At 73.2% G+C, this 10,256-nt stretch carries 13 protein-coding genes, 1 tRNA gene and 1 pseudogene; 10 read left to right on the top strand and 5 right to left on the bottom strand.

Going from position 1 to position 10,256, the window contains the following annotated elements:
• A partial coding sequence (locus DEH69_RS00475) for an MFS transporter (RefSeq protein WP_113684832.1) occupies nt 1-955 on the top strand: 955 nt, incomplete at its 5' end.
• A 15-nt stretch (nt 956-970) separates the two neighbouring features.
• On the opposite strand, the gene DEH69_RS00470 is transcribed toward DEH69_RS00475, so the two are convergent.
• Nucleotides 971-1,810, bottom strand: a complete 840-nt coding sequence (locus DEH69_RS00470; protein WP_258534340.1) for a glutaminyl-peptide cyclotransferase — start codon at nt 1,808-1,810, stop codon at nt 971-973.
• A 218-nt stretch (nt 1,811-2,028) separates the two neighbouring features.
• Here DEH69_RS00470 and DEH69_RS00465 point away from each other — a divergent pair, with 218 nt between their 5' ends.
• The 6 genes from DEH69_RS00465 to DEH69_RS00445 all read left to right on the top strand — a co-directional run bounded on the left by DEH69_RS00465 (nt 2,029) and on the right by DEH69_RS00445 (nt 4,315).
• Entirely contained in the window at nt 2,029-2,517 is a 489-nt protein-coding gene (locus DEH69_RS00465) for a hypothetical protein (protein WP_181727187.1), read from the top strand.
• A complete protein-coding gene (locus DEH69_RS00460) occupies nt 2,514-2,894 on the top strand; it encodes a transcriptional regulator (RefSeq protein WP_113684830.1) in 381 nt (126 codons plus the stop codon). The genes DEH69_RS00465 and DEH69_RS00460 overlap by 4 nt, the downstream gene beginning before the upstream one ends.
• The gene (locus DEH69_RS32210; RefSeq protein ID WP_258534339.1) at nt 2,891-3,013 is read left to right on the top strand and encodes a hypothetical protein; all 123 of its coding nucleotides are present in this window, start codon (nt 2,891-2,893) and stop codon (nt 3,011-3,013) included. Before DEH69_RS00460 ends, DEH69_RS32210 begins: the two co-directional genes overlap by 4 nt.
• Nucleotides 3,014-3,094: 81 nt before the next feature.
• Nucleotides 3,095-3,340, top strand: a complete 246-nt coding sequence (locus DEH69_RS00455; protein WP_113684848.1) for a hypothetical protein — start codon at nt 3,095-3,097, stop codon at nt 3,338-3,340.
• Between the two features lie 148 nt (nt 3,341-3,488).
• On the top strand, nt 3,489-3,869 hold the full coding sequence (locus tag DEH69_RS00450) for a hypothetical protein (RefSeq protein ID WP_113684829.1): 381 nt from the start codon (nt 3,489-3,491) through the stop codon (nt 3,867-3,869).
• Entirely contained in the window at nt 3,866-4,315 is a 450-nt protein-coding gene (locus DEH69_RS00445) for a MarR family winged helix-turn-helix transcriptional regulator (RefSeq protein WP_113684828.1), read from the top strand. Before DEH69_RS00450 ends, DEH69_RS00445 begins: the two co-directional genes overlap by 4 nt.
• Before the next feature lie 52 nt (nt 4,316-4,367).
• Here DEH69_RS00445 and DEH69_RS00440 read toward each other — a convergent pair whose 3' ends face one another.
• From DEH69_RS00440 to DEH69_RS00430, 3 genes are all read right to left on the bottom strand, one after another.
• A complete protein-coding gene (locus tag DEH69_RS00440) occupies nt 4,368-4,694 on the bottom strand; it encodes a hypothetical protein (RefSeq protein ID WP_113684827.1) in 327 nt (108 codons plus the stop codon).
• A gap of 27 nt (nt 4,695-4,721) precedes the next feature.
• Nucleotides 4,722-4,795, bottom strand: a tRNA-Met gene (locus tag DEH69_RS00435).
• 14 nt (nt 4,796-4,809) lie between these two features.
• Nucleotides 4,810-5,757, bottom strand: a complete 948-nt coding sequence (locus tag DEH69_RS00430) for an alpha/beta hydrolase family protein (protein ID WP_258534338.1) — start codon at nt 5,755-5,757, stop codon at nt 4,810-4,812.
• A gap of 414 nt (nt 5,758-6,171) precedes the next feature.
• Between DEH69_RS00430 and rox the strand changes: the two genes are divergently transcribed.
• Both rox and DEH69_RS00420 read left to right on the top strand, forming a co-directional pair.
• Nucleotides 6,172-7,599, top strand: coding sequence for a rifampin monooxygenase (rox, locus tag DEH69_RS00425; protein WP_113684846.1), 1,428 nt, complete (start codon nt 6,172-6,174; stop codon nt 7,597-7,599).
• Nucleotides 7,600-7,900: 301 nt separating this feature from the next.
• Entirely contained in the window at nt 7,901-8,476 is a 576-nt protein-coding gene (locus tag DEH69_RS00420; protein WP_147255319.1) for a hypothetical protein, read from the top strand.
• Between the two features lie 541 nt (nt 8,477-9,017).
• Here DEH69_RS00420 and DEH69_RS00415 read toward each other — a convergent pair.
• Nucleotides 9,018-9,278 (bottom strand): annotated as a pseudogene (locus tag DEH69_RS00415) (DUF1062 domain-containing protein); the annotation flags it as partial.
• Between the two features lie 376 nt (nt 9,279-9,654).
• On the opposite strand from DEH69_RS00415, the gene DEH69_RS00410 reads away from it, so the two are divergent.
• Complete coding sequence (locus tag DEH69_RS00410) at nt 9,655-9,963, top strand: SelT/SelW/SelH family protein (RefSeq protein ID WP_113684825.1); 309 nt, start codon at nt 9,655-9,657, stop codon at nt 9,961-9,963.
• Nucleotides 9,964-10,256 lie beyond the last annotated feature (293 nt).

The following is a 10,256-nucleotide window of genomic DNA, read 5'->3' as shown; positions in this document are numbered from 1 at the left end:
GTCGGCGGGGCTCGCGGCGCTCGCGACGGGCCTGGCGCTGCGCCCCGTCGCCGGGGGAACGGCGGCGTTCATCGCGCTGACGGGCCTCGCGCTCGCGGGCATCGCGGTGGCGAACGTCCTGCTGCCCGTGGTGGTCAAGCAGCGGTTCCCCGATCGGGTGGGCGCGATGACCGGGCTGTACTCGATGGCCCTCAACGTGGGCGCCTCGTCCGCCGCGGCGGCCACCGTTCCGCTGGCGGGGGCGTTCGGCGACGACTGGCGCGCGGGGCTCGGCCTGTGGGCGGCGCTGGCCGCGGCGGCCGTTCCGCCGTGGGTGGCGCTGGCGCGGCAGCGGCGGACGGGCGGGAGCGCGACCGGGGGCGCGCGGGCCGTTCACGCGCCGGGGCCGCGCCTCTCGCGCGACGGCACCGCATGGGCGCTGGCCTGCTACTTCGGCCTCCAGGCCACGGCCGCCTACGTCATCATCGGCTGGCTGCCGCAGATCTATCGCGACGCGGGGCTCTCGGCCGAGGCCGCGGGATGGCTGTTCGCGGTGACGTCGGTGCTCGGGGTGCCGCTGTCGTTCGCGCTGGGCGCGGTGGCGGGGCGCCTGGCGCACCAGAGCGGCATCGCGGTCGTCATCGGGCTGTTCGGCCTCGCCGGATACGCGGGGCTGTGGGCCGACCCGGCCGCCGCGCCCTGGCTGTGGGCGGTGCTGCTCGGCGTTGCCAACTGCTCGTTCCCGCTGGCGCTCACGATGATCGCGCTGCGCGGCAGGGACGGCGCGACGGTGACGCGCCTCTCGGGCTTCGCGCAGAGCGTCGGCTATCTGATAGCCGTCCCCGGCCCGATCCTGGTCGGCGCGCTCTACGACCACACCGGTGGCTGGCGCGCGGTGCTCGCCGTGATGGCCGCGCTGATGCTCCCCCAGCTCGTGGCGGGGGCGCGCGCGGGCCGCCACCGCCAGATCGGCTGACGGGCGGTGGCGTCCTCACGCGGGAACGAAGCGGACCTCGAACAGGTGGGGCCACAGCTTGCCCGTGATGAGGAACGTGTCGCCCTCGGGCGTCTTGGCGATGCCGTTGAGGACGTCGGCCGCCCACTCCTCGTCCTCGCTCAGCAGCCCCGACGCGTCGATCTCGCCGGTGACCTCGCCACTCGCGGGGTCGATGCGCAGGATGGTGTCCGTCTGCCACACATTGGCGTAGACGGTGTCGCCGACGCACTCGAGCTCGTTGAGGCTGGAGGTGGGTCGGCCGTCGGCGAGCACCTCGACGCGCCCTGTCTCCTCGAACGTCTCCGGGTCGCGGAACGTCAGCTCGCCCGAGCCGTCGCTCATCACCAGGCGCCCGCGCTCCGGCTGGTGGCACAGGCCCCAGCCCTCGCCCTCGTAGGAGACGGTGCGCAGCCCCTCCAGGGTCGCGGGGTCGCGCTCGAACGCGATGCCGTCCCGCCATGTCAGCTGCCACAGCGAGGTGTCGGTGACGGTGATGCCCTCGCCGAAGAGGGGCGAGGGGAGGTCGACCCGGGCCAGCTCGTCGCCCGTGACCAGGTCGGTCGCCGAGACGAACGACTGCCCCGCACGCCCGGTGCCCTCGTAGAGCACGCCGTCGGCGATCTCGAGCCCCTGGGTGAAGGCGTTCACATCGTGCGGCAGCGTCCTGACGACCTCGACGCGCAGCGCCTCGGGGGCCGCCGACGGCTGCTGGGCCGAGCTGGGCTCGCCCGAGGCCAGCAGGGCCGCGCCGACCGCGAGGAGGAGCCCGGCGGCCGCGGCCGCCCCGGCGCGCCGGTGGGTGCTGTGCTCGCGTGGTAGCCCGCGTCGTATCACGAACGCCTCCTCGGGATGTCGACAAAGACCTTAGACCGGAATCCGGCGTCCTCCCAGGGCCCCGGAGGCGGCGGTTGATGGGGAGATTCCGCGAAAGGGCGGGAGTGGTCGGCGCTGGCGCGGTGGGAGTCGAGGTTTTGACTTGCCTGGCGGGAAAGTCGGTGGTAACTTTCCCGATAGGAAAGTCGAGTGGGGTTCGTCATGGGAGGGCGATGGCCATGAGCACACCGGTGGACGCCCAGCGGGCGTGGGCAGATCTCCAACGCATCCGGGTGCCGCGAGAGCGGGTGTACGACGAGATCGAGCGCGGCGCGTCCGGCGACCCCGGCGCGGCCTTGGCCACGGCCGCGCTCATGTGGGTCTTCCTGGCCGGGCAGAGCCTTGACCTGCCCCGGTGGGGCGTGTGGCTGGCGCTCGCCGTCCATGTCGCGCTGCTGATCGCCCTCGCCGTGATCCACAGCCGCAGGCCCCGGATGCGCCTGCACCACTCCCGGCACAACGGGCGGACGTCCGCCACATTCGCCGCCGGGGCCGTGGCGACCGGCGGGGCGGCCCTGCTGTCCGACCACCTGGTCGAGCCACTCGAGCCGATACTCGCGGGCCTGATCCGGGCCACGGTCCCGACCGCCGTGTTCCTGCTGTTCGTCGGCCCGGCCAACCGCTGGGCGGCCAGGTCCCTGCGCGGCCACGGGAAGGCGGACCGATGAGTACCCCCAGCGGCTTCGACGAGCTGATCCATCCCGCCACCCGGCTGTCGGTGGTCGCCCTGCTCGCCAGCACCGAGTGGGCGGACTTCGCGTTCATCCGCGACAGCCTCTCGCTCAGCGACTCCGCGCTCTCCAAGCAGCTGCACACCCTGGAGGAGGCCGCGTATCTGGACATCCACAAGGAGGGCGGCGGCCGCAAGAGACGCACCCGGGTGCGGCTGACCGACCGCGGCCGCGCCGCCTTCGAGGGACATGTGGCGGCGCTCCGGGCGATCGTCGAGGGCGCTGGACCCACGGAGGAGACCGGCCAGGAGCAGACGGGCAGGGAGCAGACCGGCCCGGAGGAGCGGCAGCACCCCGCGGAGGCGGGAGCATGACCACACTCGAGCGCGCCCTCGCGAGCCCTCTCCCGCGCCGAGCCGCCCGGCGCGAGCCCGGATCCCGCCCGGCCGCGGGCTACCGCAAGGCGGTGCACAGCGAGGCGATACCCACGTAGGGGGGCCGAGGGACGCCAAGAAAGGTGGCCGGGCCGGGCGTGGCGACACTCCCAGATTCGAACAAGTGATTGAATATGGGCATGGTGAACTCCGGCTTCCCCGACGACCTGGTCCGCGATCAGCACGCCTGGAACCACACCTACCAGCGATTGGCCACCTGCCGACCCGAGGAGTACACGGTGCTGCGCCGCCGCCTGCTGCACCTGTCCTGCCGCATCGCCTACCACCCGCACTGGGCCGGGCACCGCTCCGCCGCCAGCTGGGCCGAGCTGCGCCAGGACACGCGGCGACACGAGGCCACCCGACGCCTCGCCCGGGCCGTGTGACCCCTCACCGCCCCGGGTCAGTCGGACACGGCCACCGGCGCGGATCTCGATGCGGCGCCCGGGGCGGCCCCTTTCGCGACGGCCGCCGCATCGACCGGCAGCCCAGATATCTATGCGAATCGCATAGATATCGCATAGGCTCCCGGCCATGGAGTCAGCACTGGAGGCGGCCATCGTCGAGTGGCACGCGAGCGTGAACGACGGCGACCCGGAGCGGTCGGCGCGGGCGGTCGGCGATCCGGTCGTCGTTCTGGGGCCCAAGGGCGCGGGCCCGATCACGCCGGAACAGTTCGCGGAGTGGGTGGGACGCTCGGGGATCAGGCTGGTTCCCCGTTCGTGGCACCCGATCAGCGAGCGCCTCATGGTGGTGGAGGAGGACGCCTCATGGCCGGGGAGCGAGGCCCCGACCCGGGTGGCGACGGTCTTCCGGGTGGCCGGTGGCAAGGTGACGGCGTCCCTCCGGCTGCCGGATCTGGCGTCGGCGCTCGATCTGGCGTCCATCTGCCGGGAGATGGCGGCCACCGAATGAGCGAGGCGGGGCCCGGGCAGGTGCTGTTCGCGTTCGTCCGGCACTGGGCACGCAGGTCACCGGGCAGCGACCTCCAGGGCACCGAGCGGGGCCGTCTCGTGCTGGTCGCCGAGGCCGTCCACTCCCTGACCCGGCGCGGCGTCGCGGCCACGGTCAACGCGATCGCGCACGAGATCGGGATCGACCAGAGCGGCGCGTCGCGGCTGGTCAAGGGCGCGACGGAGGCCGGACACCTGACGATGCGGGCATCGCAGACGGACGCTCGCCGACGCGAGGCGGCGCTCACCCCGTCGGGGCATGTCCTGTTGGAGCAGGCGCACCACTGGCAGGAGGAGGTGTTCGACCGGCTGGCGGAGGGCTGGAGCGAGCAGCGGCGCCTCGCCTTCCAGCGCGCGATGACGGACCTGATCGACCGCTCCCACGACTCCCACGCGGGGGAGGGGTGACCCGCGGCCCACCGGGTCCGGCCCGCCGCCGCGGTTGCCGGACCCGGCGCGGTCAATACACCTGCCGGAAGAACGCGGACGTCGCGTCCTCGACCGTGTCGAGCGGCAGCGCCACCACGGCCCGCATGCCGTCGGGTCCCGAGTCCAGCAGGACGCGCCGGTCGGAGTCGCCGCCGACCGCGGCCACGGTCTCCGGGTGCCCCTCCCTCAGCCCCAGGTCGTCCGCCGAGTCCGGCAGCCGGGAGCCGGGCCGGTCGTCGGCGGCCAGGGATTGCCGCAGCAGGCGGCCTGACGCGTCGTAGAAGTGGACCTGGAAGTCGGAGGGCAGGACGCCGAGCCGCCCGTCCCGGGCGCCGAACGCGACGCGGCGCCCCGGCACATGGAGTGCCGGGGCGCCGTCGGACAGTAGCGGGGACAGGATTTGAACCTGCGACCTCTGGGTTATGAGCCCAGCGAGCTACCGAGCTGCTCCACCCCGCGTCGTGGTTCCCACCCTACGCCATCGCCGCCGATGGTACGAACCGCGTTTCGCCGTGCAGCGCTTCGAGAAGCATCGGCAGGGACCGGCGCAACTCCGCCTCCCAGTACGCCGGGGCGTGCGTGCCCGCGTAGAAGTGGGTCGTCACGTCGGCGCCCGCGGCCCGCAGCCGCTCGGCCAGCAGGCGGGACTCCTCGCCCATGAGCGTCTCCGTGGGCGACAGGACGTCGTCGGGGAAGGGGTTCTCCGGGTCCTCGAGCCCCGGAACCTCCTCGTCGGGCGACGTGCCGGGCGGGTCGAGGGCGCCGAGCCTGCCGTCGCCGGACGCCAGGTAGACGGGAACGCCCCGCAGCCGGTGGGCGAGGTGGTACAGGTCGTGCGCGGCCCACAGGCGCCGCTGCGCCAGCGGGTGGACAAAGCCGCTGTAGCTGGCCACCGCCCGGAACATCCCGGGGTTGCGCGCCGCGTACGACACCGCGCCGAAGCCGCCCTGCGAGAGCCCGGCCGCGACGCGCCGCTCCCCGGCGCCGTAGCGGCGTTCGAGCAGCGGCACGACCTCGTCCAGGTGATAGGTGGCGACGGCGGGCGGGCCGCCCGCGCCACCGTTCCACCAGTCGCTGTAGAAGCCGAACAACGGCATGTCCGGCATGACCACCACGGTGTCGCGCAGCTCGGGCAGGTCCTGGATCCGGAAGTCGACGGTCCAGGTCAGATGGTCGCCGTCGCCGCCCGGCAGCAGGTACAGCACGGGCCAGCTGTCGCCCGCGCCCCGCTCCTCCCACCCCTCGGGGGTGAGCAGGCGGACCCGGCCCTCGCCGCCCAACGCCGGTGAGGAGACCGTCAGATCGGTGATCCGCTCGCCGCTCCCCCGTTCCTCGACGACCCGCGCGCCCTCGGCCCCGCGCGCCGGGGCGGCGGCCGCCGGGCCGGTGGGCACCGCCGCCAGCAGAACCGACGCGCCCACCGTGAGCCACCTCATCGCCGCAAACACCGCGTCACGTCCCTTCGCCATCACACGCCTTTCCGACCGCATGCCTTCGGGGCGGTTCAGTGAAGCAACGCCCCCTGCGGCGCCGCATCCGCCGAGCGGAGTCGGCCGCTGCTCCCCGGGGAGCAGACGGGCGCGTCGTCCTCGGCCCGGGAGAAGGGCTAAGAAAAAGGCAAAGGAAAAGGGCAAGGGAAAAGGCCAGGAGGTCATGGACTCTCCTCGCCACTCTCAACGTATAGCGCACAGGGGGCCTTGCGGCAAGGCCCCCTTCGTCATGCAGAATCTCCGGCCTACGGCCAGAACCTGGGGAAATCAGGGGTTCGCGGCATACATTCGCCTTTGCCCACGCAGGGGCGCGGAGTGGGGATGTTCGTGATCGATATGGTCGATGTGATCGATGTGATCGTTGTCGGCGGCGGGCCGACCGGCTTGATGCTGGCCAGCGAGTTGCGGCTGCACGACGTGCGGGTGCTCGTGCTGGAGAGGGACACGGAGCCGACCCCGTATGTGCGCTCGCTCGGCCTGCATGTGCGCAGCATCGAGGTGATGGATCAGCGCGGCCTGCTGGAGCGGTTTCTCGCGCGCGGCACGCGGTATCCGGTCGGCGGCTTCTTCGCCGCCATCGCCAAGCCCTCGCCCGCCGGGCTCGACACCGCGCACCCCTATGTCCTCGGCATCCACCAGCCGCTCACCGATCGCCTCCTCGCGGAGCGCGCCGCCGAGTTGGGTGCCGAGATCCGGCGCGGGCACGAGCTGGTCGAGCTGAGCCAGGACGAACGCGGGGTGAACGCCGAGCTGGCCGACGGCACTCGGCTGCGCGCGCGGTACCTCGTCGGCTGCGACGGCGGCCGCAGCACGGTGCGCAAGCTGCTTGGCGTCGGCTTCCCCGGCGAGCCGTCCAGGGCGGACACCCTGCTGGGCGAGATGGCGGTGACCATGCCGCCCGAGAAGCTGGCCGAGGTGGTGGCCGAGGTCCGCACGACCCATCTCAGGTTCGGCGTCGGGCCGTTCGGGGACGGCGTGTACCGCGTCGTCGTGCCAGCCGAAGGAGTGGCCGACGACCGGGCGGTGCCGCCGACGCTCGACGAGGTCAAGCGGCAGCTGCGGGCGATCGCCGGGACTGACTTCGGCGTGCACGCGCCGCGTTGGCTGTCCCGCTTCGGCGACGCCACCCGGCAGGCCGAGCGCTACCTCGTCGGCCGGGTGCTGCTGGCCGGGGACGCGGCGCACATCCACCCGCCGGTCGGCGGGCAGGGGCTCAACCTCGGCATCCAGGACGCGTTCAACCTCGGCTGGAAGCTGGCCGCCGAGGTCAACGGCTGGGCACCGGCGAAGCTGCTCGACAGCTACCACACCGAACGGCACCCGGTGGCCGCCGACGTGCTGGACACCACCCGCGCGATGACGCAGCTGATGTCCCCCGAGCCCGGCGCGCGGGCGGTGCGGCGGCTGGTGGCGGAGCTGATGGACTTCGACGAGGTGAACCGGTTCCTGACCGAGAAGATCATCGCCACCGGCGTCCGCTATGACGTCGGCGAAGGCCACGAGCTGCTGGGGCGGCGGCTGCGGGACGTGCGGCTGAGTCGGGGGCGCCTCTACGAGCTGACGCACGGCGGCCGAGGACTCCTGCTCGACCAGACCGGCCGCCTCTCGGTGGCGGGCTGGGAGGACCGGGTCGACCACGTCGTGGACGTCAGCGACGAGTTGGATGTCCCCGCCGTGCTGCTGCGCCCCGACGGGCATGTGGCCTGGGTGGGCGAGGACGGCGGGGAGCTGCGCGACCGCCTGCCCGTGTGGTTCGGGGCCCCGAGCACATGAGATCGCGCGCGCCGGTCGCGGCGAGCTCGGCCGGGAGCTCAGGGGCGAGCTCAGCGGAACGTCTGCGTCCCGCGCTGCTCCGCGATCTCCGCTCGCGGCGTGGGGGGTGGGAGGGCGCGGCCGCGAACGGTGGTCGGCGGCCGTTCTCCCGGTGGTCGGCTGGGGTGGCGCGCACCCTTCGGGCCTGCCCTGGCCGCACGAAGCGTTGTCAAGCCTGGCGCCCGTTGAGCTGATGGAGCGGGCCGGTGCTTATCTGCCGCTCATGCCCGGGCGAATGCTCGGTGAGAACGGCGCACACTTCGTGTCGAACAGAACGTGCCGCGTCCAGCTGGCGGAATGGGTCGCCCTGCGGCGATCGCTCGCCGCGGGACGGCACATGGCGGTGATGCCCGACAACGCGTCCACCGCCGCCCAGGTCAGGCCGTTGCTTCTTGCCTCGGAAGGCAGCCTCGTCGCGGTGACCAGCCAACGGCGGCTGGGGCCCCTGAACGCCCCACGCGTGGAAGGAGAAGCGGCCATCCCTACCACCCTTGACCTCTCCTACCAACAGCTGTCCGACGACGTCGCGCGGACCTACCGCGTTCCGGGGCTGCTGCCCGTGACCACCTTTGACATCGAGTTGGTCGCCGCGGTGCGCGGCATCCCGTGGGAGCGGGCCGACGACGACGTCAACGCGGCGGAGGCGCCGCTCACGCCGAACCACCGGACGCAGGCGCGCACCCACCTCGTGGGCGAGCCCGCGACGGCCGCTCCCTTCGACGGAGCGGAGGCGGCGCCGACCTGGCTCGACGGGGCCGCGGCGCGGTACGCGCAGGCGCCGCGCGACGCGGAGGGCCGCTTCACCCGCGCCGTGGAGCCGCGCAGACCCTCGCGGTGAGCGCGCTGGGGCCAACAGCCCATGCGGCGGGGCCCGTTATGCAGACGCAGGTCCGGTCCGCATGGTCCACCAGAACCCCCGGTGATCTCGCCCGCGGATCGAACCGGGGCCGGGAAGGCCGCCGCCGCGAAGGAGGTGGCGGCCTTGTCACGTCACCTGTCTCCGCCGCAACGCCCTGGACCTTCCCCGCTCATCCGGCGCGGTCGGCATGACGGCGGCCCTGGCCGTCTCGGCGGCGGTGGTCGATGTCGGCCTGTTCCCGACCAGCGGTGCCCTGGTCCTGGCCGCCGTCCTTGAGGTCTACCGCGAGCACTTCTTCCGCCAGCTGATGAGGTACGGCGGGGCCGCGGCGGGCCGGGTGACCCGCCGCGACCACGTCTCCGCGAGTCCGCTGATCCCCGGCGATCACGGTGAAGGCGAAACCGGTGCTCGTCGGGCGGCGCGGCGGAATGTCACACGTGATCCGGCGCAGCGCTTCGTTCCTGCTGAGGCCGAGCCCGTGTGCGATGAGCCGTTCAGGGCGCACCGGCACCGGATCGTTGACGTGGTAGCCGTGGAGCTCGGCCGGGTCGAAGGACCTGACCGGCGCGCGCTCGTGCACGGTGAGCTTGCTCGTGCGATCGCAGGACACGCAGCGGACCAGCAGCCACACGTCCAGAAGCTTGCCGTTGGCGTTGACGCGGAACCCGCCCTTGCCCGTGGCGGCCGACTCCGACCGGCGGTCCACGCACCGCAACGACAGCAGAGGCAGCCTGGTCCGACGGACGACCCAGGGCAACACGGTATGAGGTTGTGAGGACATGATCTCTCAAGACCTGACACGAGGCCGATTGCGCGACCTCAAACGCTGTACGACCGGGCGCGCAAGGGCAGCCCGGCGGCGCCGACGAGAGCGTCGGCTACAGGCGAGCGGAACGTGTCAGATCTGAAGAGCAGGCGGGGTCACGCGGGTTTGTCCTCTGTCCTCACGGCGATGGGCCGCGGGCACTCTACGGGAACGCGAGAAGGGGGCTCACACGGTTTTCCGGCCGCGACGGCGGCCATGCGACGGCAGCCATGCGACGGTGCGGTCGGGACCCGGGCCGGAACGGGTGGCAGGCCGGGTGACCCGCCGCGCGCGCCGTGGCAGGTGAGAGGGTTGCCGCGTGGGAGCACACGCTCGCGAAAGGTGGCGGACGATGGCGGGTCCATCAGGTGACGGCGGTGGCGGGCGCGGGCGCGGGCCCGTGGTGCGGATCGAGTACTGCACCCGGTGCCGGTGGCTGCCGCGGGCGGCGTGGCTGGCACAGGAGTTGCTGGGGACGTTCGAGGCCGAGGTGGGCGAGGTGGCGCTGGTGCCGGGGACCGGTGGGGTGTTCCGGGTGAGCGTGGACGACGAGGTGGTCTGGGACCGCGCCGACCAGGGCTTCCCCGAGCCGACGGCCGTCAAGCGGCTCGTCCGCGACCTGGTGGCGCCCGGCAGGAGCCTGGGCCACGCCGACCGCTGAACGACGTTGAACGGGGCTGAACGACCCTGAACGCCCCTGAACGGCGTCGAACGGCGTCGAACGGCGCCAAACGGCGGGGCGCGGGCGCGGGGTTCAGGCCATCCGGGGCGGGGAACGGGGGCGCGGCGGCTGTTCATCGGCGTTCATCCGGCCGTGACATGCCGCTTCGGCGCTCCGGCCGCCGGGGCGCGGCGGCCCGATGGACCCATGCGGCCCGCGGGGGCCGCGCCGCGCCACTGGTCGGCCGCCCCAGGGGACCGCCGCGTCACGGCCCGCATGGCCGAATGTCCTCC

It is taken from the genome of Streptomyces sp. PT12 (assembly GCF_003311645.1).
Lineage (GTDB): Bacteria > Actinomycetota > Actinomycetes > Streptomycetales > Streptomycetaceae > Streptomyces.
This window is presented reverse-complemented; position numbering and strand designations above follow the sequence as displayed.